The 24924-nt window shown below is 73.7% G+C and carries 23 protein-coding genes; 9 read left to right on the forward strand and 14 right to left on the reverse strand.

What is annotated here, in order from left to right; all coding sequences use genetic code 11:
* The first annotated feature begins 228 nt into the window (after window positions 1-228).
* The gene (locus ACME2J_RS17740; RefSeq protein WP_495546274.1) at window positions 229-2244 is read left to right on the forward strand and encodes a hypothetical protein; all 2016 of its coding nucleotides are present in this window, start codon (window positions 229-231) and stop codon (window positions 2242-2244) included.
* 373 nt (window positions 2245-2617) lie between these two features.
* Window positions 2618-5455 carry a vitamin B12-dependent ribonucleotide reductase gene (locus tag ACME2J_RS17745; protein ID WP_495546275.1) on the forward strand — a complete coding sequence of 946 codons (2838 nt, stop codon included), beginning with the start codon at window positions 2618-2620 and terminating at the stop codon, window positions 5453-5455.
* Between the two features lie 220 nt (window positions 5456-5675).
* Here ACME2J_RS17745 and ACME2J_RS17750 read toward each other — a convergent pair whose 3' ends face one another.
* Both ACME2J_RS17750 and ACME2J_RS17755 read right to left on the reverse strand, forming a co-directional pair.
* On the reverse strand, window positions 5676-6008 hold the full coding sequence (locus ACME2J_RS17750) for a helix-turn-helix domain-containing protein (RefSeq protein ID WP_495546276.1): 333 nt from the start codon (window positions 6006-6008) through the stop codon (window positions 5676-5678).
* Window positions 5992-6195 carry a hypothetical protein gene (locus ACME2J_RS17755; RefSeq protein WP_495546277.1) on the reverse strand — a complete coding sequence of 68 codons (204 nt, stop codon included), beginning with the start codon at window positions 6193-6195 and terminating at the stop codon, window positions 5992-5994. Before ACME2J_RS17755 ends, ACME2J_RS17750 begins: the two co-directional genes overlap by 17 nt.
* Before the next feature lie 134 nt (window positions 6196-6329).
* Between ACME2J_RS17755 and ACME2J_RS17760 the strand changes: the two genes are divergently transcribed.
* Both ACME2J_RS17760 and ACME2J_RS17765 read left to right on the forward strand, forming a co-directional pair.
* Window positions 6330-6722 carry a hypothetical protein gene (locus ACME2J_RS17760; RefSeq protein WP_495546278.1) on the forward strand — a complete coding sequence of 131 codons (393 nt, stop codon included), beginning with the start codon at window positions 6330-6332 and terminating at the stop codon, window positions 6720-6722.
* Complete coding sequence (locus tag ACME2J_RS17765) at window positions 6719-7597, forward strand: sulfurtransferase (protein ID WP_495546279.1); 879 nt, start codon at window positions 6719-6721, stop codon at window positions 7595-7597. The genes ACME2J_RS17760 and ACME2J_RS17765 overlap by 4 nt, the downstream gene beginning before the upstream one ends.
* 153 nt (window positions 7598-7750) lie before the next feature.
* Here ACME2J_RS17765 and ACME2J_RS17770 read toward each other — a convergent pair whose 3' ends face one another.
* From ACME2J_RS17770 to ACME2J_RS17790, 5 genes are read right to left on the reverse strand one after another with little or no spacing between them, the layout of a single operon-like run.
* Complete coding sequence (locus ACME2J_RS17770; protein ID WP_495546280.1) at window positions 7751-8242, reverse strand: rhodanese-like domain-containing protein; 492 nt, start codon at window positions 8240-8242, stop codon at window positions 7751-7753.
* A 55-nt stretch (window positions 8243-8297) separates the two neighbouring features.
* Window positions 8298-8648, reverse strand: a complete 351-nt coding sequence (locus ACME2J_RS17775) for a rhodanese-like domain-containing protein (RefSeq protein WP_495546281.1) — start codon at window positions 8646-8648, stop codon at window positions 8298-8300.
* Between the two features lies 1 nt (window position 8649).
* Window positions 8650-10845 carry an MMPL family transporter gene (locus ACME2J_RS17780; RefSeq protein WP_495546282.1) on the reverse strand — a complete coding sequence of 732 codons (2196 nt, stop codon included), beginning with the start codon at window positions 10843-10845 and terminating at the stop codon, window positions 8650-8652.
* Window positions 10842-11108: a DUF2892 domain-containing protein gene (locus ACME2J_RS17785; protein ID WP_495546283.1), complete on the reverse strand. Its 267-nt coding sequence runs from the start codon at window positions 11106-11108 to the stop codon at window positions 10842-10844. The genes ACME2J_RS17780 and ACME2J_RS17785 overlap by 4 nt, the downstream gene beginning before the upstream one ends.
* Complete coding sequence (locus ACME2J_RS17790) at window positions 11105-11488, reverse strand: ArsR/SmtB family transcription factor (RefSeq protein WP_495546284.1); 384 nt, start codon at window positions 11486-11488, stop codon at window positions 11105-11107. Before ACME2J_RS17790 ends, ACME2J_RS17785 begins: the two co-directional genes overlap by 4 nt.
* A 117-nt stretch (window positions 11489-11605) precedes the next feature.
* On the opposite strand from ACME2J_RS17790, the gene ACME2J_RS17795 reads away from it, so the two are divergent.
* The gene (locus ACME2J_RS17795) at window positions 11606-12787 is read left to right on the forward strand and encodes an AAA family ATPase (protein ID WP_495546285.1); all 1182 of its coding nucleotides are present in this window, start codon (window positions 11606-11608) and stop codon (window positions 12785-12787) included.
* A 9-nt stretch (window positions 12788-12796) separates the two neighbouring features.
* On the opposite strand, the gene ACME2J_RS17800 is transcribed toward ACME2J_RS17795, so the two are convergent.
* The 4 genes from ACME2J_RS17800 to ACME2J_RS17815 are packed head-to-tail and all read right to left on the reverse strand — an operon-like array spanning window position 12797 to window position 16113.
* Entirely contained in the window at window positions 12797-13741 is a 945-nt protein-coding gene (locus ACME2J_RS17800) for an alpha/beta fold hydrolase (protein WP_495546286.1), read from the reverse strand.
* A 25-nt stretch (window positions 13742-13766) separates the two neighbouring features.
* Window positions 13767-14114 carry a hypothetical protein gene (locus ACME2J_RS17805; protein ID WP_495546287.1) on the reverse strand — a complete coding sequence of 116 codons (348 nt, stop codon included), beginning with the start codon at window positions 14112-14114 and terminating at the stop codon, window positions 13767-13769.
* 51 nt (window positions 14115-14165) lie between these two features.
* On the reverse strand, window positions 14166-15287 hold the full coding sequence (locus tag ACME2J_RS17810; RefSeq protein WP_495546288.1) for an MBL fold metallo-hydrolase: 1122 nt from the start codon (window positions 15285-15287) through the stop codon (window positions 14166-14168).
* Between the two features lie 58 nt (window positions 15288-15345).
* A complete protein-coding gene (locus ACME2J_RS17815) occupies window positions 15346-16113 on the reverse strand; it encodes a sulfite exporter TauE/SafE family protein (RefSeq protein ID WP_495546289.1) in 768 nt (255 codons plus the stop codon).
* 106 nt (window positions 16114-16219) lie between these two features.
* Between ACME2J_RS17815 and ACME2J_RS17820 the strand changes: the two genes are divergently transcribed.
* Entirely contained in the window at window positions 16220-17944 is a 1725-nt protein-coding gene (locus ACME2J_RS17820; RefSeq protein ID WP_495546290.1) for a calcium-binding protein, read from the forward strand.
* 298 nt (window positions 17945-18242) lie between these two features.
* Here ACME2J_RS17820 and ACME2J_RS17825 read toward each other — a convergent pair whose 3' ends face one another.
* Window positions 18243-19259, reverse strand: coding sequence for an NADP-dependent oxidoreductase (locus ACME2J_RS17825; protein WP_495546291.1), 1017 nt, complete (start codon window positions 19257-19259; stop codon window positions 18243-18245).
* 52 nt (window positions 19260-19311) lie between these two features.
* Here ACME2J_RS17825 and ACME2J_RS17830 point away from each other — a divergent pair, with 52 nt between their 5' ends.
* A complete protein-coding gene (locus ACME2J_RS17830) occupies window positions 19312-20544 on the forward strand; it encodes an NADH:flavin oxidoreductase/NADH oxidase family protein (protein WP_495546292.1) in 1233 nt (410 codons plus the stop codon).
* A gap of 63 nt (window positions 20545-20607) precedes the next feature.
* On the opposite strand, the gene ACME2J_RS17835 is transcribed toward ACME2J_RS17830, so the two are convergent.
* Window positions 20608-21714: a methyltransferase gene (locus tag ACME2J_RS17835; RefSeq protein WP_495546293.1), complete on the reverse strand. Its 1107-nt coding sequence runs from the start codon at window positions 21712-21714 to the stop codon at window positions 20608-20610.
* Window positions 21715-21757: 43 nt separating this feature from the next.
* On the opposite strand from ACME2J_RS17835, the gene ACME2J_RS17840 reads away from it, so the two are divergent.
* Window positions 21758-22009 carry a GlsB/YeaQ/YmgE family stress response membrane protein gene (locus tag ACME2J_RS17840; protein WP_495546294.1) on the forward strand — a complete coding sequence of 84 codons (252 nt, stop codon included), beginning with the start codon at window positions 21758-21760 and terminating at the stop codon, window positions 22007-22009.
* Between the two features lie 9 nt (window positions 22010-22018).
* Here the strand turns inward: ACME2J_RS17840 and ACME2J_RS17845 are convergent, their stop codons facing one another.
* The gene (locus tag ACME2J_RS17845; protein WP_495546295.1) at window positions 22019-22237 is read right to left on the reverse strand and encodes a hypothetical protein; all 219 of its coding nucleotides are present in this window, start codon (window positions 22235-22237) and stop codon (window positions 22019-22021) included.
* 188 nt (window positions 22238-22425) lie between these two features.
* Between ACME2J_RS17845 and lon the strand changes: the two genes are divergently transcribed.
* Window positions 22426-24822, forward strand: coding sequence for an endopeptidase La (gene lon, locus ACME2J_RS17850; protein ID WP_495546296.1), 2397 nt, complete (start codon window positions 22426-22428; stop codon window positions 24820-24822).
* Window positions 24823-24924: the final 102 nt, after the last annotated feature.

The following is a 24924-nucleotide window of genomic DNA, read 5'->3' on the forward strand; positions in this document are numbered from 1 at the left end:
CTCGCCGTAGGCGGCGTCGAGCTCGGCGTCCGTGGGCCAGGGGGCGGTCGTCGTCACGCCGCAGGCGGTGCACCGCAGGCCGCCGGGCGCCGGGACGGCGGTCGCGCCGAGCGCGTCGCCGCACCACGCGCAGGTGGTCGGCGGGGCGGCGGGGGCGGTGGTCGCGGGACGCGGCACCGCGGGATCGTACGCCGCTCGTCGGGGCCGCGTCCGTACGATTCCGGCGCCGTGACGCACCTCGTCCACCACGCGCTCCTCGCGCTCGCCCTCGGGCTCGTCGGCGCGACCGGCCTCCGCGTCGCCGCTGCGACGGGGGCCACCGGGCTCGTCCGGCTCGTCGCCGCGGCGCCGATCGCGGTCGCTCTCGCGGTCGTCCACGCGCTCGCCCTCGGGCTCGCCGGGCTCTCCGACGTCGCGCTCGCCCTCCTCGCCCTCGCGGCGGCGACGTGGGCGGCGGCGCGGGCGGCGTTCCATGCGCGAGGGCCCGGGCTGCGGGAGGACTGGGCGCGGTGGTGGGCGGGCGCGGACCGCCGCACGCGGCTCGCCGCCGGAGCCGGGGGAGGGCTGTGGGTCGTCTGGGTGAGCTGGCAGCTGCGCTTCCCCTTCCTCGACGTCGACGGCCTCCTCTACCACCTGCCGCTCGTCGCCTCGTGGATGCCCGACGGGGACACCGGGGCGGCGACGCCGCTCATCGAGGGGCTGCCCGTCGGGAACTATCCCCTCACGAACGAGGTGGCGCTCGCGTGGGCGGCGGGCCTCTCCGACGCGCTCCCCTGGCTGTCGGTGTGGAACCCGCTCCTGTGGGCGCTCGGCGTCGCGGCCGGGTGGGTCGGCCTTCGCGCCCTCCGCGTGCCGCACGCGATCGCTGCGCTCGCCGTCGCGGCGGTGTTCACCCTGCCGCTCACCGTCGTCCAGCTCGGCGCCCCGCTCACCGACCTGCCCGCCCTCACGTGGGCGGTGACGACCGCGGCGCTGTGCGCGGCCTCCGTGGGGCGCCCGGCGCTCCTCGGGCCGGCGATCGTCGCCGCGGGGGTCGCGGTCGGGACGAAGACGACGCCCGCGCCGCTCCTGCTCCTCGCGCTCGGCGCCGCCCTGTGGGCCTCTCGCGCGGCGGTGCGGCCGCTCGCCGCGCGTGTCCTCGCGCCGGCCGTCCTCCTGGGGACACTCGCCGGCGGCGTCTGGATGACCCGCAACACCGTGTCGCACGGCTGGCCGCTGTGGCCGTTCATGGAGGGGCCGTTCGGCGGCGACCCGCTGCCCGACGCGCTGCGCGGCTTCGACGACCGGTTCCTCGACGACCCGTCGGGGATGCTCGAGGGCCGGACCGATCTCTACGCGGAGCTCCTCGCCGGCGGCCTCGTCCTCCTCGCGGGGGCCGTCGTGCTCGCGCTCGGGGCGGGAGCGGCCCGCCGGGCGCGCCTCGCGCTCGCCTTCGGCGCCGCGACCGCGTTCGGCGCCTTCGCGTGGGGCAACGCGCCCTACACCGGCATCCAGGAGCCGGACGCGCTCGCGGTCGGCGCCGTGCGCTACCTCCTCCCCACGCTCGCGTGCGCGGCCGCCGCGATCGCGGTCACCGCGATCGACTCGCGCCCCGGCTCGTGGCGCTTCCGGATGGCGGGAGGAGTTCTCGGGGCCGCGATCCTCCTCAGCGTCGGGCGCGTCGCCGAGCTCGGGTTCCCGTACGCGCCGTCGGTCTCGACGCTCGTGCTCGGGGCGCTCGGCGGGCTCGCGGTCGCCGCGGCCGCGCCCCGTGCCCACGCCGTCCTCGCCCGGCGCGTCGAGGGCTCACGACGCGACGCGGACCCCGGCGTGCCGCGCGCCCGCCCGACGCGCGCGGGAACCGCGTCGCTCGTCGCAGCGGCTGCGTTCGCCACCTTCGTCGTGGCGGGGAACGCGAACGAGTACCTCATCCGCCACGTCGGCGTGCAGACCTTCGACGCCGGGATCCTCGAGGCGTTCCTGCGCGACCCCGCGTTCTCGCTCGACGACGGCCGGACCGTCGCGATGGCGCCGGCGACGCTCGGCTCCCTCGCGGGAGAGCAGCTGCAGCACGAGCTCGTCCTCGTGCCGGAGGGCGAGTCGTGCGAGCGATCGCGCGCGCGGCTGCGCGAGGGGTGGGTCGTCGCGCAGGTCCTCCCCGACACCGAGCGCGGGCGCGACCTCGTCGCCTGCTTCGACGGCCTGCCCGAGATGTACCGCGACCGCCGCTACGTCGTCTGGCGCGTCGAGCCGGCCACGGGCTGACCGCGTCGGCGGGACGCGCGCGTGGTCGTGGGCGCGGGGCGGGGGGCGGGATCGAACGTCGATCCGCACCCCTGGCGCGGCGGACGTCGATGACCACCCCCTGGAAGGGGTGACGATCGACGTCCGACCACCGCCCCGCAGCACCCACGCGCGCACGTCCCACCACCGCTCCGCAGGACCGAGGCGGGACATCCGTCCGCCACCCCCCAGACGGCGCGCCGCCGCTCACGGCCTTTCTCCGCAAAGAGCAGGAAGACCGGGTTTTCTACATTGGTTCTGTCCGGTCGTCGTCGGATGATGCTCCGCCACCCGCACACGACGCCGCAGCCCGCCGCGCCACCGAGAGCCGCGCGGCCGAGAGGAGACGCAGACGATGGAGAGGACACCGCAGACCGCCTTGACGACCGACCCGACGGCGGGTGAGGCGCTGAGCGTGCGGCGCTTCTACACGAGCCCCGGCGTCCACCCCTTCGACACGGTCGAATGGGAGCTCCGCACGGCGAAGGTCGGCAGCTTCGAGCAGCAGGACGTCGAGTTCCCCGCGTCGTGGTCGATGAACGCGACGAACATCGTCGCGCAGAAGTACTTCCGCGGGCAGATCGGCTCGCCGACGCGCGAGCGCTCGGTGAAGCAGATGATCGCGCGGGTCGCCGGCACGATCAGCGACTGGGGTCGCGAGCGCGGCTACTTCGCGACGCCGGAGGACGGCGACGCCTTCCAGGCCGAGCTCGAGTACATCCTCCTCCACCAGATGGCGGCCTTCAACAGCCCCGTCTGGTTCAACGTCGGGTTCGAGGAGAGCCCGCAGTGCTCGGCCTGCTTCATCCTCTCGGTCGACGACACGATGGAGTCGATCCTCGATTGGAACACGCGCGAGGGTCGGATCTTCCGCGGCGGCTCGGGCTCGGGCATCAACCTCTCCAACATCCGCGCGTCGATGGAGCCGCTCACGAAGGGCGGCACGGCCTCGGGCCCCGTGTCCTTCATGCGCGGCGCGGACGCGTGGGCGGGGACGATCAAGTCGGGCGGCAAGACGCGACGCGCGGCGAAGATGGTCGTCCTCGACGTCGACCACCCGGACATCCGCGAGTTCGTCTGGTGCAAGGCGAAGGAGGAGGACAAGGCCCGCGCCCTCGCCGAGAAGGGCTTCGACATGTCGCTCGACGGCGACGGGATGGTGTCGATCCAGTACCAGAACGCGAACAACTCGGTGCGCGTCACCGACGGGTTCATGGAGGCCGTCGAGGAGGGCCGCGATTGGCGGACGCTCGCCCGCCGCACGGGCGAGCCGATCGGCGAGCCGATCGACGCGCGCGAGCTCATGACGGAGATCGCCGACGCGGCGTGGCGCTGCGCCGATCCGGGCGTGCAGTACGACACGACGATCAACGAGTGGCACACGTGCCCGAACTCGGGGCGCATCAACGCGTCGAACCCGTGCTCGGAGTACATGCACGTCGACGACTCGGCGTGCAACCTCGCGTCGCTCAACCTCATGAAGTTCCGGCGCGAGGACGGCTCGTTCGACGTCGCGGCGTTCCAGCACGCCGTCGACATCGTCTTCCTCGCGCAGGAGATCGTCGTCGGGCCCTCGAGCTACCCGACCGAGGAGATCGGCGTGAACGCGCGCGCGTTCCGCCAGCTCGGGCTCGGCTACGCGAACCTCGGCGCCTTCCTCATGGCGAACGGCATGCCGTACGACTCGCCGGAGGGGCGCGGGACCGCCGCCGCGATCACCGCGCTCATGACGGGCCGCGCGTACGCGCAGTCGGCGAAGGTGGCGGCGGCGATCGGCCCGTACGAGCGCTACCACGAGAACCGCGAGCCGCACAACCGCGTCATGCGGATGCACCGCGATGCCGCGCACGCGATCCCGGGCGCATCCTGCGGCGACGGCGGGCTCCTCGACGCCGCGCAGGACTCGTGGGACAAGGCCGTCGCCCTCGGCGAGGTCCACGGCTACCGCAACGCCCAGGCGACCGTCCTCGCGCCGACGGGGACGATCTCGTTCCTCATGGACTGCGACACGACCGGCATCGAGCCGGCGTTCTCGCTCGTCATGTACAAGACGCTCGTCGGCGGCGGATCGATGACGATCGCGAACCGCACGGTGCCGCTCGCGCTCGAGACCCTCGGGTACGAGCCGCACGAGGTCGAGCAGATCGAGGCCTACGTGGCCGAGCACAACACGATCGTCGGGGCGCCCGGCATCAAGGACGAGCACCTGCCCGTCTTCGACGTCGCCGTCGGCTCGCGGGCGATCAGCCACATGGGCCACATCGAGATGATGGGCGCCGTCCAGCCGTTCATCTCCGGCGCGATCTCCAAGACGGTGAACATGCCGGAGGAGACGACGGTCGAGGAGATCCGCGACGCGTACGTCCAGGCGTGGAAGCTGGGCATCAAGGCGCTCGCGATCTACCGCGACGGCTCGAAGAACATCCAGGTCCACTCGACGACCGACGCGGAGAAGGTCATCGAGGCCGTCGAGGAGGCGCTGCCCGAGGGCGCCCACGTCGTGACCGACGAGCAGCTCGAGGAGATCGTCGCCCAGCGCGTGGAGGCGGCGGTCGCCGCGCACAAGCCCGCTCGCCGGCGGATGCCGCGTGAGCGCCAGTCGATCACGCACAAGTTCTCGATCGCCGGCCACGACGGCTACATCACGGCGGGCATGTACGAGGACGGGACGGTCGGGGAGATCTTCCTCACCGACATCGGCAAGGAGGGCTCGACCCTCCGCGGCATGATGAACTCGTTCGCGACGGCGATCTCGATCGCGCTCCAGTACGGCGTGCCGCTCGAGACGCTCGTCGAGAAGTTCTCCTACATGCGCTTCGAGCCCGAGGGCATCACGGGGAACGCGGAGATCCCGTTCGCGAAGTCGCTCGTCGACTACATCATGCGGTGGCTCGCGTCGCGCTTCTGCGACATCGACGTCCAGCGCGAGCTCGGGATCCTCACGCCCGCCGTCCGCGCCGAGCAGGCCATGAACGAGATGGCCTACCGCGGCGACACCGACGGCCAGTCGGCCCCGTCCACGGACGCGGAGGCGCAGCCCGGCCTCGAGCTGCCGCGGGTCGAGGTCGAGCGACAGACGCCGAAGGCCGCCCCGACCGGCGAGATGTGCCCGCAGTGCGGCAACGCGACGATGCAGCGGACCGGCGCCTGCCACACCTGCTCGAGCTGCGGCTACAACACCGGCTGCGGCTGATCGCCTCACGCGGCCGCCGCAGCGGCCGCGCCCCCCTTCTGCTGGCGCAGAGGAAGCGAGCGGCGGCCCGAGAGGGCCGCCGCTTCGCGTCGGGGACCGCGGAGAGCAGGGCGGCGTCGGGGAGGCGCACCGCGTCGCCGACCGCGCGAGGGGAGCGCCGCCGGCGCGATGCGACGCCGACCGGCGCGCTGCACCGCCGACCGGCCCGCGCGGACGGCGCTCAGGCCGTCGTGTGCACGGGCGTCGTCGCCATCGCGCGACGCAGCGACTTGGCCTGGCGGTAGCCGCACATCTCGGCGAGCCGCGTCTTCGGAAGCGACGCGTCCTCGGCGAGGAGCGCCTTCGCCCGGCGGACGCGCGCCTCGCGGAGGACGAGCTCGAAGCTCGTGCCCTCCGCGGCGAGGACGCGCTGCACCTGGCGCCGGGACGCGTGGACCGACTCGGCGACGTCGACGAGCGTGAGGTCGTGCTCGCCGGCGCGCTCCTCGATGACGGCGCGGACGTCGTCGGCGAGGACGCGCCAGCGGACGACCGTGTCAGGCCGCCGGCGCATCGTGGCCCGAGCCGTCCTCGTCGTCGAGGAGACGCCCCGACGTGAACGCGACGGCGATGGCGAACGTGACGAGCAGCGCGACGCTGAGCACGACGTGCGCGGTCGCGCTCCGGCCCGTGAGCGCCACCGCGAGGGTGACGCTGAGAATGCCGCCGAAGATGACGGAGAAGAGCGGCGTGAAGGACATCTGCGGAACCTCCTGTTGCTTGCTTTCATGATAGCAATTGCTTTCACAAGCACAAAGCGGTGAATGCCCGTGAGGCGGTCGCCTCCTCGTCGAGTCGCTTTCCGCAAGGCAAGTCGTTGTGCGACCATCAGGACGTGAGCACGCCTCCCGCCGATTCCGGCGCCACCGGTTCCGAGACCGTCGTCGCCTCGCTGAGGCAGGAGATCGCGCGGATGCGCGCGGGCCTCGACCGCATCGAGGCCGACCTCCGCCGGCTCGAGGCCACCGGGCGGACGGCGACGGGCCCGGAGCGCCCGCGCCCGGACCGCTACTACGAGGTCCTCGTCGGGGTCTACGAGCACGGCCGGCACGGCATCGACCGCGACTCCCTCGCGGCGCTCGCCGCGCGCCACGGCTACGACCGCCGCGGCCTCAACGGCTACTTCACCGGCAGCCGCGCGGCGCTCATGCGCCGCGGCGACCGAGTCGTCCTCACCGCCGAGGGCCAGCGACTCGTCGACCTCCACCTGCGCAGGGTCGCGTCGTGAGCACGCGCGCGTTCGGCCCGCTCGTCGACACGACCTGGCTCGCCGAGCATCTCGGCGACCCGGACCTCATCGTCGTCGAGGCCGACGAGCAGCCTCTCCTCTACGGCACCGGCCACGTCCCCGGCGCGCGGAACCTCGACTGGAACCGCGATCTCCGCGATCCGGTCACCCGGGACCTCCCGAGCGCGGACGCGATCCGCGCGCTCTGGGGGCGGCTCGGCGTGACGGCGCGGTCCTCGGTCGTCCTCTACGGCGACAAGAACAACTGGTACGCCTGCTTCGCCTACTGGCTCTTCCGCCACTACGGGCTGGAGCGCATCGCGATCCTCGACGGCGGCCGCCAGGCCTGGATCGCCGAGGAGCGCCCCCTCGACCGCGAAGCGCCGACGCCCGGCGAGGCCGGCGCGGACACGCCCGAGGCGGAGGCGAGCGGCGACGTCCGCGCCTCCTGGAGCGACGTCCGCGACGGGAGCTGCGTCCTCCTCGACGTGCGCACGCCGGCCGAGTACTCGGGCGAGGCGCTCACGGAGCCCGGCTACCCGCAGGAGATCGCGCAGCGCGCCGGGCACATCCCCGGGGCGCGGAACGTCCCCTGGGACGTCGCGACGGGGCCCGACGGGCGGTTCCTCCCCTTCGCCGAGCTCGCGGAGATCTACGCGGAGGCCGGCGCCGTGGACGACGCCGAGGTGATCGCCTACTGCCGCATCGGCGAGCGGTCGGCGCACACGTGGTTCGTGCTCCACGAGCTCCTCGGTCGCGGCCGCACCCGCAACTACGACGGGAGCTGGACCGAGTGGGGCTCGATGGTGGGGATGCCCGTCGCGCTCGGCACCGAGCCGGGCGAGATGCCCGCACCCGAGCCGCGGGCCGCCTGATCGCGGGCAGCCCCCGGCTCGAGATGCGTGCACCGGAGCCGCGGGCCGCCTGATCGCCGGCGACCCGCAGCTCCAGCTCGGGCTCAGGTCCCGCCCGAGCGGAGACCGTCGGGGAAGCCGCGTCCGGCCAGGTCGCGACTCCCCCGTCCGACCTCAGATGATCTGCCCGTCCTCCGGGACGATGGGAAGACCCGCCTGGACCCAGGCCCCCATCCCGCCGTCGACGTTGATGACGGGGCCGATGCCCCCGTCGACGGCGATCTGGGAGGCCTGCGCGCTGCGGTTCCCGGAGCGGCAGATGAACGCGATGGGCCGGCCGTCGGCCTCGTCCGCGATCCGCGAGAGCTCGTCCCCGACGGTCGCGAGCGGCACGTGGATCGCCTCCTCCGCACGGCCCGCCTCCCACTCGGCGTCCTCGCGGACGTCGACGAGGAGGACCTCACCGGCCTCGACGCGCGGGGCGATCTCGGCCGGCGTCACCGTCTCGAACGAGGCCGCGGCCTCGGCGGGCGCGTCGGAGGACGGCGCCACCGCGGCAGGCGCGTCGGAGGACGGCGTCGCCGTGGTGTCGTCGTCGTCCCCGCACGCGGCGAGGACGAGGGCGGCGGCGACGGCGGCGAGGAGAGCGATGAGTCGTGCGGTCATGAGGACGATCCTTCCAGCGGGGCGGTGACGAACGGCGACACGTGGCACGCGCCCGTCATCGCCGCCCCTTGGTGACGGGGAGCCCGGCGCGTTGCCACGCGAGCATCCCTCCGCTCACGTTGCGGGCATCGAGGCCCGCTTCCTGAGCGGCCTTCACGGCCGCGCCGCTCCGCATGCCGCTGCGGCACACGAACGCGACCGGCCGGCCGCCCGCCTCGGACCTCAGCCTCTCGAAGGAGGCCGGGACCTGGGCGAGCGGGATGTGGCGCGCGCCCTTCGCGCACCCCTCGCGGACCTCGTCCTTCTCGCGGACGTCCACGAGGAGGAGGGAGCCGTCCGCCGCCCCCGCCGCGGCAGCGGCGGGAGCGAGGGACGTCGAGCTGCGGAATCGATCCAGGAGACCCATGTCAGTGCCCGAACTTGATGTCGGGGAGGATCTTCCGGAGCGGCTTCGGCACATGCCAGGCCGCGTGGCCGGTGAGCCGCAGGAGGATCGGGAGGAGCAGCAGCCGGACGGCGGCGGCGTCCACGAGGACGGCGATGCCGAGGATGATGCCCATCTCCCGGGGCGGCAGCGGGCCGGACAGGGCGAACGTGAAGAACACGGCGACCATGACGGCGGCGGCAGCGAAGACGACGCGGCCCGAGTGGGCGAGGCCACCGAGCTTCGCCATCCGCGGGTCACCCGTCTTGTCCCAGTGCTCCTTCGCGCTCGACAGCAGGAACACGGTGTAGTCCATCGAGATCGCGAAGATCATCGCGAAGAAGAACACCGGACCCCACGCGTTGAGGAAGCCCTGCGACTCGAAGCCGAAGAGATCGGCCCCGACGCCGTCCTGGAACACCCACTTCGCGACGCCGAACGCAGCGCCCGTCGCGAGCAGGTTCGTCACCACGCCGATGAGGGCGATGAGCGGCGCCTGCAGCGCGATGAGGAGGAGGACGAAGCCGAGCGCGAGCACGACGCCGATGACGAGCGCGGTCTTCTCCGCGAGCTCTTCCTCGAGGTCGTGGTTCTCGGCCGCGGCACCGCCGACCATCGCGCTCGCGGGGAGGTCCTCACGGACGCGGTCGATCGTCGCCTTCACCTCGGGATCGGACGGGTCGGCCGTCGGCACGCCCTGGACGAGGGCGAGATCGCCTGTCTGGTTGGGCTGCGGAGGCGTCACCTGCGCGATGCCGGGGTCGGCGGCGAGCACGCGGCCCGCCTCCTCGGCCTCGTCGGCGGCGACGGTCACCTGGAGGGTGCCGGGCGCGCCCGGGCCGAAGGCGTCCTGGACGATGTTGTAGCCGACGCGCGCCGAGTCGTCCTCGGGCACGACCTTGATCGACGGCATGCCGGTGTCGAGGGACAGGACCGGGATCGACAGCGCGATGAGGAGCGCCACGACGCCGAGACCGGGCAGCCAGGGCTTGCGCCACAGCCGCTCGCCCCAGGCGTGGAACTTCTTCGACGGCTCGGCACCGGCCGGCGCGCCCTTCGCCCAGGGCAGCGCCCCACGGTCGACCCGCGGGCCCATGCGACCGAGCACGGCGGGCAGGAGCGTGAGCGTCGCGCCGAGGATGAAGATGACGCTGAGCATGATTCCGAGCGCCATCGAGCGGAACGCCGGACTCTCGACGAGCATGACGGCGCTCAGCGAGATGAGCACGGTGATGCCGCTGAAGAGCACGGCCTTCCCGGCGGTGTCCATCGTCGAGGCGACCGCGTTGGGCACCCGATCGGGGTGATCACCGGGATCGCCGTGGAGCGCGGCGCGGAACCGCATGACGACGAACAGCGCGTAGTCGATGCCGAGCGCGAGCGCGAACATCATCGCGAAGTTCATCGCCCAGATCGAGATGTCGAGCACCTGCGCGCCGAGGTAGAGCGATCCGGCCGAGGCACCGAGGCCGAGGATGGTGAGCATGAGCGGCAGGCCGGCGGCGGCGAGCGAGCCGAACGCCAGCACGAGGATGCCGAGCGTCACCGGCCAGCTCATGAGCTCGGACTTCATCATCGCGGTCTTGTTCGCGTGGTTGAAGTCCGACCACAGGCCTGAGGAGCCCGTCATCGCGATCTCGATGTTCTCGTCGCCGAGGTCCCGGACCTGGTCCTTGAGATCGTCGGCCGCGCGGACCATCTCGTTGCTGTCCTCGGCCGCGCCACCCATGACGATCGCGGTGCGACCGTCCTGGCTGATCGTCTGGCCGGGCTGCGGCTGCATGACGGTCGCGACGCGGTCGTCACCGGAGAGGACCTCGCTCACGGCGGCGATCCGCTGCTGGAACGCGGGCGAGTCGACGGTCGTCGTGTCGCTGTGCATCGCGACCATGAGCGCGCTCGAGCTGAGCCCGCCGAACTCGCGGTCGACGAGGTTGCGGACCTCGACGGACTCGGAGCCCGTCGCCTCCCAGCCCGCGCCCGAGAGCGCGTGCTCGGCCTTCGGCGCGAAGAAGCCGAAGCCGACGAGGATGACGGCCCAGATGGCGAAGACGGTGCGACGGTTCGTGGCGGCCCAGCGGCCGAGCCGGCCGAGCGGGCCTTCGTGGTGGGAACCCCCGTCACCCGGCCGCTGGGCCGGGGGCGTGGTCCCCGCAGAGGGAGGGGCGATGGTGCTCATCGGGAGATGCCTCGCTGGAGATGGAAGACACGGGTCAGGACGAGAGACGCCGGGCAGTCGCCGGCGACGACGTAGAGCCACTGGTTCACGCCGACGAACGCGACGAGGAGGAGGAACCAGGGGCTCACGACGGCGGAGAGCAGGACACCGAGAAGGGTGACCGTCCCCGCCATCGCGAAGAGGACGCGCTCGACGGGCCAGCCGGTGCGGCGGGCGACGGCGTCCGCGGGACAGGTGTCGCTGCGGGTCGTCGTCGTGCTCATCGGTCGGCCTCCTCGGGCGTCGGGGTGGGGGTGGGGGTGGGGGTCTGAGTCGAAGCGATGAGAGCGTTCAGCTCCGCGACCTGCATCTGCAATCCACCGCAGACTTGCTCGCAGAGGTCGAAGACGCTCGAGTCCGTGATCTCGTAGTAGGCGCTCGTGCCTTCCTTGCGCCGGCCGACGATCCCGGCCTCGCGGAGGATCCCGAGATGCTTCGAGACGTTCTGCTGGCTCGTGCCGAGGATCTCGGTGAGCTCGCCGACCGACCGCCGCTGATCCCGCAGGCTGTCGAGGATGCGGATCCGCATCGGGTCGCCGATGACGCGCAGGCGCCCGGCGATGAGATCAGCGAGATCCGGAGGAACTGGAGAGGGGAGCTGCATGGACGTACTCCTGGTGGAGGGACCTGAGGCTCGGAATACTCACATACAACTGTGCAGTTGTCAAGGGGTGGAGCGGTGGTCTGATGACTTCCGCTCAGCGTGATATAGGATCACGCGATGCGTGATACGCCGCGCAAGGGGAGCGCGGACCTCTTCCCCACCGACGAGCCGGTGCCGGCCGGCCGCATGATCGGGCGAGCCGACGACGTCGACCGCGTCGCCACGGCCCTTCTCGGGGGAGGGCACATCGTGCTCGCCGGACCACGGCGGACGGGGAAGACGAGCGTCGCCGACGCAGCCCTCGGCGTCTGCGCCTCCGAGGGCTGCGGGACCGTGAGCGTCGACCTCTTCCGCTACGCCGACGCCGACGACCTCGCCGACGGACTCGCGCGCGCAGCGATCGCGACGCGCCCCGTCCTGCGTCGCGCGCTCGAGGCGGCCGGGCGCAACCTCGGCCGACTGCGGGAGGAGATGTCGGCGGCCGCGACCGTGCGCGCCCGCCAGGATCTCGGCGAGGAGGTCGAGATCGCCCTCAGCCTCTCGGCGTCCGCGCCCGAGGCGTCGCAGCGCCTCCGCGCGGCCTTCGAGCTGCTCGAGCGGATCGCCGCCGGCGACGACCGCCGGCTCGTCGTCTTCCTCGACGAGTTCCAGGACATCGCCTCCGGCCGCTTCGGCGACGCCGACGCGCTGACGCGTCAGATCCGCGCGGTCCTCCAGCGCAGCCCGGGCGTGAGCGTGCTGTTCGCGGGGTCGATCGAGCACCTCATGCGCGACCTCTTCGCCCCGAGCGAGCGGGCGCTCAGCCAGTTCGGCGCCTTCCACGAGCTCACGCCGATCACCGCCGAGGAGTGGGAGCGCGGGCTTCGCGATCGCTACGCCGAGGACGACCGCGAGATCGACGACGACGCCGTCGGGCGGCTCGTCGCCCTCGGCGAGCTGCACCCGCGGGCGACGATGCTCATCGCGCAGCAGACCCACCTCGCCGCCGTCGAGCAGATCGCCCGCCGGGTCGACGGCGCGCTCGTCGCCGAGGGCCACTCGCGCGCCCTGCGCGCCGACCGGCTGAAGCATCAGCAGACGCTCGAGCGGATCCGCAGCCTCGGGCGCGGCAAGGGCCGCGGCACCTATCAGGTGATCGCCCGCCGGGTCGCGCGCGGGGAGCCCCTCTACGCGGGCTTCGCGCCGCAGACCGCGAGCCGGGCGCTCGACGCGCTCCGCGACGCCGGGATCATCGAACGCGACGGGCGGCGCTGGAGGGTCATCGACCCGCTCCTGCGGGTCTACCTCGCGGAGCTCTGACGGCTCGCCTCAGGCGACGGCCCGCGGGCGCGGCCGTGCGCCTCCGCGGAGCAGCCCGTGCCAGAGGCCCTCGTCGATGACCCCCGGCTGCGTCTCGCCGAGGAAGGCGAGGATCTCGTCGGCGAGACCCCCCGGGTCCTCGAGGTGCGGGAAGTGCGCGGCGCGCGGCAGCGTCGCGAACCGGCTCCCGGGGATCGCCTCGTGCGCGGCGCGGCCGTGCTCGATCGGGATGGTGCGATCGCGCTCGCCCCACACGACGAGCGTCGGGATCTGCTCGAGGAGGTAGAGCCGGTCGGCGGCGCTCACGCGCTGGCCGCGGCCGTCGATGACCGCGCGCAGCGTCTGGACGAACGCCTCCTGCGCACCAGGGCTCTCGAGCGGGCGCAGCGCGCGGGCGATCGCCTCGAGGTGGACGCCGAGGCCGATCCCCCGGCTGCGGAGGCGGCCGCCGGCCTGTCGCAGCGGCCGCGTCACCCGGCCGCTCGCGGCGACCGAGATGAGGCGCCTCGCCCCCGGGAGGGCGGCCGACCGCAGCAGCGGGCTCACCTCCGGACCGAGCCCCCCGCTGGAGACGAGGGCGAGACGCTCGACGCGCTGAGGGAACTGCCAGAAGTAGACCATCGCGATCCCGCCGCCGAGCGAGTGACCGACGAGGGAGGCCCGCTCGATCCCCAGCGCGGAGAGGAGGTCGCGGATGACCGTCGCGTGCGCGCCGAGCGAGTAGTCGCCGCGAGGGGTCGCGCTGTCGCCGTGGCCGATGAGGTCGGGAGCGATGACCGTGTACCGCTCCGCGAGGCGCTCGGCGACCGGCTGCCAGTGGCGGGACGAGTTGACCATCCCGTGGATGAGGACGACCGGCGGGCCGCTGCCCGCCGACCGGTAGACGACCTGATGGCCGTGGAGGTCGATCTCCCACGTCTGGAGGGCGGGGCGGTGCGGGGTCGCGTCCGGCATCGCCCGAATCTAGCGGCGCCGCCCGTCAGTGACGGGTGGGTGGACGCTCCCACGAGCGCCGCGCCTCGTCGAAGGCCTCCCAGTCGAGGCCCGGGGTGGGCGGGACGTCGGGCGGCTCCGGACCGCCCGGTGGGCCGCCGCCCCCGCCCGGGCCGTCGCCGTCGTCGTCGTCCGACGAGGGCATCCGCTCGGGTGCCGGGCGCGCCGTGCGCCGGGCGAGCGCGGGCGGGAGGAGGACGACGACGACGGCGAGCGCCGCAGCAGCGAGGAGGGCCTCCGACAGCACGGCCGCCGCGGCCGCGAGGGCGGCCGCGACACCGAGGACGGCGATGCCGGGGAGCCTCCGAGCTTGCGTGCGGTCCGTGCGACGCATCCTGCTGACACGGTGCCGCGCTCCCGCGGCGCCGTCAAGACCCCAGGCGCGTCACCGGCTCGAGCAGCTGTTCCCGCCCGTCTCGAGCTCGGGGTCCGCCGCGACGCGGCCGGCGTTCGCCTCGATGACCATCTCGTAGTTCGCCGGGCGCGGCGGCATCTGCCGCAGGACCTCGTCGGCGAACTCGTCCGGGGACTCGATCGCCAGCTCGGGGATCGCGGCGCGCACGTCGCCGACCGTCGGCGCCACGGGACCCGAGCGCAGCCCGGGATGCTCGTGGGCGCCGAGGACGACGATGTCGTCACCGAGGGGGAGCAGGGTCTCGCGCAGCGTGCGGTGCAGGATCTTCGCCATCGCGCGGGCCCCCTCGGGGTCGCCGCGCTCGAGATCGGGGCGGGCGAGGCCGGTCGGGAGGAGCGAGTCGCCGGTGATGACCGCGGCCCCGGGGACGAGGACGCCGCTCATGTCGGTGGTGTGGCCGGGCAGGGCGATGAGCTCGAGGTCCACGTCGCCGACGCGGAGGGTCGCCCCGGGCTCGAGGACCGTCGCCTCGGACTCCCACGCGACGCCGCGCTCGATCGTCCCGCGCGGGACGAAGTACGGGGCGCCGGCGCGCTCGGCGAGGGCGCGGGCGCCGGAGAGGTGGTCGGCGTGGAGATGCGTGTCGAGGACGCCGACGATGCGCAGCCCCTCGCGCTCGGCGAGGTCGACGTAGTGCTCGGGCACGGGCGCAGGATCGACGACGAGGGCCTCGCCGCCCGCGGAGACGACGTACGAGAGGCAGCCGCGACCGGGACGCTGGACCTGCGTCACCGCGACGTCGTCGCGCGCGACGGGGACCGCGACGTCCTGGAGGACGCGGAGCCAGCCGCGCAGGCCGTCCTCGAGGACGGCGACCGGGCGGCCCGCCTTCGCGAGCGACTCCTGGCAGCGGAGCGCGGTCTTGCCGCGGTTGCAGACGAGGACGGATCCCTCGGGGATGCGCTCGGCCGCCGCCGCCGGGTCGGTCTCGAGGTCGGAGGCGGGGACATCGGCGCGGACGACGCCGTCACCGTCGATGGACCATGCGGCGACCTCGTCCGAGGGACGGATGTCGACGAGCGTCGGCCCCCGTCCCTCGCGCAGGGCGGCGAGGAGCTCGGACGGACTCGTGAGGGTGGTGTCGCTCGGCATGGTCTTCACAACTCCTTGCTTGTACGTATGTGGAGAGTACCACGGGGGTCCACCGTTGTCACACCCCCACCCCGGCGGCGGTCGCGGCGCCGACGCCGACGGCGACGACGACGACGAGACCGGCGAAGCCGCGGCCGAGCGTGCGCAGCGGCAGCGCCGCCGAGAGGCGTGGCCCGATGAGCGCCCCGACGACCGTCGCTGCGGCCATGGGGATCGCGACGCCGCCGTCGAGGGACTGGCCTGCGCCGAGGTGCGAGACGAGACCGGCGATCGAGACGACGAAGACGATGACCATCGACGTCCCCATCGCCTCGCGCAGGCCGAGGTGGAGCCCGATCGCGAGCGCCGGGACGATGACGAAGCCGCCGCCGACGCCCACGAGCCCCGTGAGGACGCCGACCGCGACACCTGCCGCGACGGCGGGGCCGAGCGGCGCCTCCGGGCAGCCGCCGGACGCTGCGGCGGGCTCCCCCGCGCGCTGCCACGTCGCGCGCGCGGCGACCAGCATGATCGCGGAGAAGAGGTAGAGGAGGACGGCGCCGCCGACGGCCTGGTTGAGGGCGGTCCCGGCGACGCTGCCGATGGCGGCGGCCGCCGCGAACCACCCCGCTGTCGTCCAGCACACGGCGCCGCGCCGGGCCTGCCCGAGCGCGCCGGTGACCGCGCCGGCGGCGACGACCGCCAGGCTCGCCGTCGTCGCCTCGTGGGCGCCGAGGCCCGCGACGTAGACGAGCACGGGGACGGCGAGCACCGCCCCGCCGCCGCCGACGGTGCCGATCGCGAGGCCGATCGCGAGGCCGAAGGGGATGAGCGCGACGACGTCCATGCTTGCTCTCACGATAAAGAGTCGCTCTGGCGAAAGGGAGGACGCCTCCACTCGGCCATCCGGCCAGATGGGCGCCGCAGCGGAGGCGTCGGCCGATGACCGGTGGGTGCGCCGCCTCAGCCTGCTCCTCATCGCCGTCCTCCTCGCCGCTCTGGCGCCGAGCGCCCTCGCGGCGAAGCGCGGGACCCGCCTGCCCGACCGCCTCGTCGGGAACAGCGGGGCGAACACGCTCTCGGGCAAGCGCTCGAACGACGTCCTCAAGGGCCTCGGCGGCCGCGACCTGCTCCTCGGCGGGACGGGTCGCGACAAGCTCTACGGGGGCTCCGGGAACGACCGCCTCGAGGGTGGCTCCGGCGACGACAGGCTCTCGGGCGGCACCGGCAAGGACCGGCTCTACGGCGAGACGGGCAACGACCGCCTCGTCGGCGGCGACGACGACGACCTCCTCGACGGCGGCGACGGCGACGACCACGCTGCCGGCGGCAACGGCAACGACTTCATCGTCGAGTCGCGCGCGGGCGACGACCGGCTCCTCGACGGCGGGCCGGGCAACGACTTCATCCACGGCAACCTCGGCTCCGACCGCCGGATCGTCGGCGGCGACGGCGACGACGTCCTCTTCGGCGGCTCGGGCGACGACGGCATCGACGGCGGCCCCGGCAACGACCGCATCGACGCGGGCGCCGGCCAGAACCACGAGGAGACGATCCGCGGCGGCGACGGCGACGACATCCTCACCGACGAGTCGGGCAGCGCGACGTTCGACGCCGGCCCGGGGAACGACGTCGTCCACGGCTTCGGCGGCTCCGACCACGTCTCGGGCGGCGACGGCGACGACACGATCTCGAGCGGCGGCGGCGAGGACGTCGTGAACGCGGGGGCGGGCAACGACCTCATCTACTCCGGCCCGGGCGTCGACGAGATCGACTGCGGGCCCGGCCACGACATCGTCCACGTCTCCTCCCGCGGCGAGGCCGACCTGACCGCCGGCTGCGAGGTCATCGTCCTCCCGGCCCCCGAGGAGGGCGCGCCCGTCCTCCTCAACGTCGCGCTGCGCGGCGTGTCGGTCCCGGCCGCGCCGCGCCTCACCGTCGGCGAGATCTCCGTGCCCGGGCTCGTCACGCTCCCGCCGATATCGGTCGGGGCCCCGCTCACCCCCGACACGCCCGCGACGCTCGGCCTCGACGGCTCCCGCGCCCTCCCGGGCACGGTCCCGACGCTGCTCGGGACGCTCGTCGGCGGCGTCGTCCACGTGCTCGGCGACGACCCGACGACCGAGGTCGGCGAATCCGCGGCGCGCGCGGTCCTCCTCGCGGGCGGCTGGACGAACGAGGCCGTGGCGGCGGCGGGCGCCGCCGGCGAGAGCGTCCTCGCCGCGGTCCGCGCCGAGGAGTCGCGGATCATCTGCTCCTTCCAGCGCGGCTGCCACGGCAACACCTCGGCCGACGAGCGCATCATCGGCTCGAGCGGCGCCGACCTCATCCGCGGCGGCGGCGGCTCGGACTTCCTCGAGGGCGCGGGGGGCTCCGACCGCCTCTACGGCGGCTCTGGCCCCGACCAGCTCTTCGGCCGCTTCGGCAACGACCGGCTGTACGGCGACGACGGCGACGACGAGCTCGAGGGCGGCCGCGGCAAGGACCGCCTCTACGGCGGAGCGGGCGACGACCACCTCAACGGCGGCTACGACAGCGACCGGCTGTACGGCGGCAAGGGCGACGACACGATCCGCGCCGTCGGCGGCGGCCGCGACGTCGTCGACTGCGGCCCGGGCCGCGACGTCGTCTTCAAGGACAGCAAGGACAAGGTCCGCAACTGCGAGTCGGTGAACTGAGCGCCCTGCAACCCGCCACCTCGCGTGAATGTGGATTCACACGGCTCTCGGCCGGGTAGATCCACACTCACGCTCGTCGGGCTTCAGGAACGACGCCGTCGAGCCGACTACTCTCTAGAGGAATACGCAGACAGACAAGGAAGGAGGACCTATGCGAGTCCTCTGTGCGAAGTGCCTGCGGCTCTGGGCCGCGGACCGCGTCGCGGATCGTGCGAGCTGCCCCCACTGCGGTGGGCACCTCCGACACCGCTAGACGCACACACGAACGAGCCCCGCTGAGACAGCGGGGCTTTGTCGTTCATGCGAGCTCGAGGACGAGCTTGCCCGTGTTCTCGCCGCGGAACAGCCGGAGGAGCGTCTCGGGGAAGTCGTCGACCGTCCCCGTGACGACGTCCTCCTCGGCGACGAGACGGCCGTCGGCGATCCAGCCGGCCATCTCGCGCGCCGCCTCCCCGTAGCGGTCCGCGTAGTCGAAGACGACCATCCCGCGCATCGTCGCGCGGTGGACGAGGAGCGAGAGGTAGTTGCGCGGCCCCTGCGGCGCGCCGCCCTCGGCGTTGTACTGCGAGATCGCGCCGCAGATGACGACGCGCGCCCCCATGGCGAGCCGGGTGAGACAGGCGTCGAGGATCTCACCGCCGACGTTGTCGAAGTAGACGTCGATCCCGTCGGGGCACGTCTCCCGCAGGCGCGCCGCGACGTCCTCGTTCTTGTAGTCGATCGCCGCGTCGAAGCCGAGGTCCTCGACGATGTGCCCGCACTTCTCCGGCCCGCCCGCGATGCCGACGACGCGCGCGCCCTTGATCTTCGCGATCTGCCCCGCCGCGCCGCCGACGGCCCCGGCGGCACCGGAGACGACGACCGTCTCCCCCTCCCCCTTCAGCTCGCCCGTCTCGAGGAGCGCGAAGTACGCGGTCATCCCGGTCATGCCGAGCGCGCCGAGGTACCGCGGGAGCGGAGCGAGGGACGGGTCGACGGCGTGGACGCCGCGGCCGTCGCTGCGCGCGTAGCGCTGGACGCCGAACATCCCGACGACGTGCGTCCCGACCGGGAAGCGGTCGTGCCGCGAGGCGACGACCTCGCCGACCGCGCCGGCGCGCATGACCTCGCCGGTCTCGACGGGAGCGATGTAGGAGCGGCCGGCGTTCATCCAGCCGCGCATCGCGGGGTCGAGCGAGATGTGCGAGACGCGCACGACGATCTCGCCGTCCCCGGGCTCGGGGATCGGCTCCTCCGTGGCCTCCCAGCACTCGGGACCGGGCAGGCCCGTGGGACGGGACGCGAGCCGGATCTGTCGGTTGAGGTCGGCGCTCATGGGACGCGACGCTATCGACCGACGAAGCTACACGTCCGTATATTCTCTTCGCATGGCCGCCGAGACCGCCCGGACCACGACCGACCCGCTCGCCGCCCCGCTCGACCTCCGCTGCGGCGCGACGCTCCCGAACCGGCTCGCGAAGGCGGCGATGAGCGAGCAGCTCGGGGACCGCCGCAACCGTCCCACCGAGCGCCTCGAGCGCCTCTACCGCCGCTGGGGCGCCGGGGGGTGCGGCCTCCTCGTCACCGGCAACGTCATGGTCGACCGCCGCCACGTCGGCGAGCCGTTCAACGTCGTCGTCGAGGACGACCGCGACCTGGGCGCCCTGCGACGGTGGGCCGCCGCGGCGAGGAGCGGCGGCGCGCAGGCGTGGGTCCAGGTCAACCACCCGGGCCGCCAGGCGCTCGCGATCGCCGGCTCGACCCCGGTCGCGCCGTCCCCCGTGCGGGCGCGGGTCCCCGGGGCCGCCACCCCCCGCGAGCTGACCTCGACGGAGATCGGCGAGATCGTGGCGCGCTTCGCGGCGACGTCCGCCGTCCTCGAGCGGGCGGGCTTCGACGGCGTTCAGGTGCACGGCGCCCACGGCTACCTCGTCAGCCAGTTCCTCTCACCGCGCGCGAACACCCGCACCGACGAGTGGGGCGGATCGCCCGAGAAGCGCATGCGCTTCCTCCTCGAGGTCGTGCGGGCCATCCGGGCCGCGGTGTCGGCGTCCTTCGCCGTCTCGGTGAAGCTCAACTCGGCGGACTTCCAGCGCGGCGGCTTCTCCCAGGAGGAGTCGATGGCGGTCGTCGAGGCGCTCGGCGCGGAGGACATCGACCTCCTCGAGATCAGCGGCGGGACCTACGAGGCTCCGGCGATGGTCGGCCTCGCCGAGACGACACGCGCCCGTGAGGCGTACTTCCTCGAGTACGCCGAGGAGGTCCGCGGACGCGTCTCCGTGCCGCTCATGCTCACCGGCGGCTTCCGCACCGCGGGGGCCATGCGCGCGGCGCTCGCCTCCGGGGCGATCGACGTCGTGGGGCTCGCGCGGCCGCTCGCGGTCGACCCGGACGCGCCCGCCGGCCTCCTCGACGGCACCCGGGACCGCGTCCGGTCCGGCGACAAGACGATCGGCCAGAAGCAGCTCGACGGCCTCGTCGACCTCTACTGGCACACCCGCCAGCTCCACCGCATCGGGGACGGACGCGACCCGAACCTCGGCGAGCCCGCCCCCGTGACGCTCGCGCTGGCCCTCGTCGCCAACGGCTGGGGCGCGCTGCGCCGCCGCCGCGGCGGCTGAGGCCGCGAACGACCGCTCGCTTTGCATCTCGACAGCCAGATCTGGCTGTCGAGATGCAAACCGTCAGCCGGCGGTGCCCTCGACGAGGGCGTGCGTCGTCGTCTCGCGGACGCGCCCGGGCGCCCAGCCGGTCGCGTCGAGGAGCGCGTGGAGCTCGGCGACGGAGCGCTGCCGCCCGCCGTCGCACTGCGTGAGCATGTGGAGGTCCTCGAGCGAGACGAACGGGTCCGGGCGGTGGCGCTCCTGCACGGTCTCGGCGAGGACGACGCGCGCGCCCGCCGGCGCGGCGGCGCGGACGACGGAGAGGATGCGCGCGCATCGCGCGTCGTCCCAGTCGTGGAGGACGTCCTTGAGGAGGTAGACGTCCGCACGCGCGTCGATCACGCCGAAGATGTCGCCGGGCACGCGCTCGACGCGATCGGCGAGCCCGCGCGCGGCGAGGAACGCGTCCGCCTCGGCGAGGACGCCCGGCGCGTCGACGAGGACGCCGCGCAGCGAGGCCTCGCGCGCCAGGACGGCGGCGAGGAGCGTCCCCACGCCACCGGCCACGTCGCACACCGTCCCGCCCTCGGGCCACGGGTACGCGCCGGCGATGAGCGGCGCGGCCGTCTCGGTGAGGGTCCGCATCGCCCGGGCGAAGGTCCGCTCCTCGTCGGGATGCTCGGCGAGGTGGTCCCACACCGACGTCCCGTGGACGGCGGGGAAGGCGCTCTCACCCGTCCGGACGGCGTCGGTGAGGCCCGCCCATGCGCGCGTCGTCGCCTCGGAGGCCATGTAGCGGCACCAGGCCCGCTGAGAGGCCGGATGGTCGTCGCGAAGGGTCTCGCCCGCGCGGGTGAGACGGCAGGCGCCGCTCCGCCCGTCCATCTGGACGACGCCGAGCGCCGCGGCGGCACGCAGGAGCCGGTGGAGCGCATCGGCGTCGGCGGCGAGGTCGCCCGCAAGCTCGCCGGCGGCCGCCGCACCGCCGCGCGCGGCGATGGCATCGGCCACGCCGAGCTCGGCGAGCGCGCCGAGGACGTGCGTGGCCCCGACGCCCATCGACGTCTCCCAGAGGGCGAGCCCCTCCGGCAGAGGCCGGTCGAGCGCACGGCGCAGCACCCCGCGAGCGGCGAGGTAGCGGCGTGCGACCGGCGGGGGCGGAACCGTCGAGAAGGGCCTCGGCACCATGCACGCGAGCCTACGACCCGCGCGCAGCGGGTAGGACGTCACCGTGCTCGGCGCAATCGTCCTCGGCCTCGTCGCAGGCTACCTCGCCCGCGCGCTCACGCCGGGCCGCCAGGTCACCGGCTGCCTTCCCACGATGGCGGTCGGCCTCGTCGGCTCGCTCCTCGGCTACTTCATCTTCACCGAGGCGCTCGACATCGGCGACACCGAGATGCTCGACCTCGGCGGCCTTCCCGGGGCGGTCATCGGGGCGATCCTCGTGCTGCTCCTCCTCGGAGCGGTCGCGGACCGTCGCTGAGAAGCGCCGTCAGCCGACCTGCGGGCCGTGCACCATGGCGCGCATCGACGCGATCTCGGTGACTGCGGCGCCGACCCACGCCTGGCGGGCGTGCTCGACGAGCGTGTCGAGCTCCTCGAGCGTCGGGCCGTCCGGGCCGCCGATCGGAGCGCCCGCACGCGCGGCCTCACGGGCGCGGACGATCTCCTGGAGGGCCTCGTAGGCGTCTTCTGCGGAGATGTGGAACACGCCTTGATGATGCCCGGAGCCGGCGTTCCGGAACGTGCGTGACCTCACAGTGCCCCTCTGGGCGCCCGCGCGCTCATACCTCAAGCCACGCGCCTGAGAGGATCTATGTCGGAGAGGCTGAGATCTCATCGACGAGCTGCTACAGTTGCTCTCGCAACGGTTGAACCACTCAAGGATCTCGCCTGCACATGACCTCCTCCTCGACGCTCCTCCTCGTCCCGCTCGACGACACCGTCGTCTTCCCCACCATGGACGTCACCCTCCCGGTCGACGTCGACGGCGAGGAGCGCGTCCTCCTCGTGCCGCGCCACGAGGGCGACTACGCCTCCGTCGGCACGATCGCGGCCGTCCGGGACACGGTCCGCCTGCCCGGCGGCGCGAAGGGCGCCGTCCTCGAGGGCATCGCCCGCGGCGTCATCGGCGCCGCGCACACCGATGCCCGCGGCCGACTGCGCGCCGACGTCGACGAGCGCCCCGACGCGGGGGCGGGCGGGGAGCCCCTCTCCGGTCGGACCCGCGAGCTCGAGCGCGAGTACCGCGCGATCGTCGACGAGCTCCTCGAGCTGCGCGGCGACGACGGCCGGATCGCGGCCTTCGTCCGCTCGATCACCGAGCCGGGCGCGCTCGCCGACACCTCGGGCTACGCCCCGGACCTCACCTTCGACCAGAAGGTCGAGCTCCTCGAGGCGCTCGACGTCACATCGCGCCTCGAGAAGGCCCTCGAGATGCAGCGCGAGCGGCTCACGCAGCTCCAGATCCGCCAGCGGATCCGCGAAGACGTCGAGTCCGGGGCGCAGAAGCAGCAGCGCGACTACCTGCTGCGCAAGCAGATGGAGTCGATCCGCCGCGAGCTCGGCGAGGACGAGGGCTCGTTCATCGACGAGTACCGGTCCAAGATCGAGGAGTCGGGCATGCCCGACGAGGCGCGCGAGCAGGCCGAGCGCGAGCTCGGTCGCCTCGAGCGCGCCGGCGAGCAGGGCGGCGAGGCGCAGATGATCCGCACCTACCTCGACTGGCTCCTGTCGGTGCCGTGGAGCGAGCGCTCCGAGGAGCGGCTCGACCCGGTCGCGACGCGCGAGATCCTCGACGCCGACCACGCCGGCCTCGCCGACGTGAAGGACCGCATCGTCGAGTACGTCGCCGTCCGCAAGCTCCGTCAGGAGCGCGGCCTGCTCGACGTGCCGCAGCCCGCGTCGGACGGCGAGGCCGCCTCCGAGGGCGAGGAGCCCGCGGCCGAGGACCGGCCGCGCCCGGCGCGCCGGGAGGCGGGCGCGGGGGCGATCCTCACGCTCATCGGCCCGCCCGGCACCGGCAAGACGTCGATCGGCGAGTCGATCGCCCGCGCGATGGGCCGGGAGTTCGTCCGCGTGTCGCTCGGCGGCGTCCGTGACGAGGCCGAGATCCGCGGCCACCGCCGGACGTACATCGGCGCGATGCCGGGCCGCTTCGTGCGCGCGCTGCGCGACGCGAAGACGATGAACCCGGTCATCCTCCTCGACGAGGTCGACAAGGTCGGCGCCGACTGGCGCGGCGATCCGAGCGCGGCGCTCCTCGAGGTCCTCGACCCCGCCCAGAACGCGAGCTTCCGGGACCACTACCTCGACCTCGAGCTCGACCTCTCCGAGGTCGTGTTCATCGCGACGGCGAACCAGGCCGAGACGATCCCGGGTCCGCTCCTCGACCGCATGGAGGTCATCGCGTTCGACGGCTACACGGTCCACGAGAAGGTCGCGATCGCCCGCGACCACCTCTGGGCGCGTCAGCGCGAGCGCAACGGCCTGCGCGAGGACGAGGTGTCGGTCGACGACGAGCTGCTGCGCACGATCGTGAGCGAGTACACCCGCGAGGCGGGCGTCCGCAACCTCGAGCGCGAGCTCGGGACGCTCCTGCGGAAGATCGCGACGCGGATCGCCTCGGGTGAGGCGACCGCGCCGGTCGAGGTCGACCTCGACCTCGTCCGCGACGCGCTCGGCCGCCAGAAGGTGTTCCAGGAGGCCGCGTCCCGCACGGCGGTGCCGGGTGTCGCGACGGGGCTCGCGGTGACCGGCACGGGTGGCGACGTCCTCTTCGTCGAGGCGAACGCGATGCCAGGCAAGGGCACGGCAGGGCTCACGCTCACCGGCCAGCTCGGCGACGTCATGAAGGAGTCCGCGCGGATCGCGCTCACCTACGTGCGCGCGCACGCCGACGAGCTCGGCATCGCGCCGGAGGCCTTCGAAGACCGCGAGTTCCACGTCCACGTGCCGGCGGGCGCGATCCCGAAGGACGGGCCGAGCGCGGGCATCACGATGACGACGGCGCTCGCGTCGCTCCTCAGCGGCCGCCCGGTCCGGCACACCGTCGGGATGACCGGCGAGGTGACGCTCCAGGGCCGCGTCCTGCCGATCGGCGGGCTGAAGCAGAAGGTGCTGGCGGCGCACGCGGCCGGGCTCACGGACGTCGTGCTCCCGGAGCGCAACCGCGGTGACCTCGACGACGTGCCCGAGGACGTCCGCGAGCAGATGACGTTCCACCCGGTCATGACGATCGGCGAGGTCCTCGACGTCGCGCTCGAGCCGGCCCGCACCCCGGCCGCGGCGGTGTGACGGCGATCCCGCGCCGACAGCCCAGGCGCGCGGACGGCGGCCCGGAGGTGGCCGCCGTCCGCGCGCTGCTCGCCCGCTCGCAGCGGCGGGCGGGCGCACCGC

This window comes from Paraconexibacter sp. (assembly GCF_059438195.1).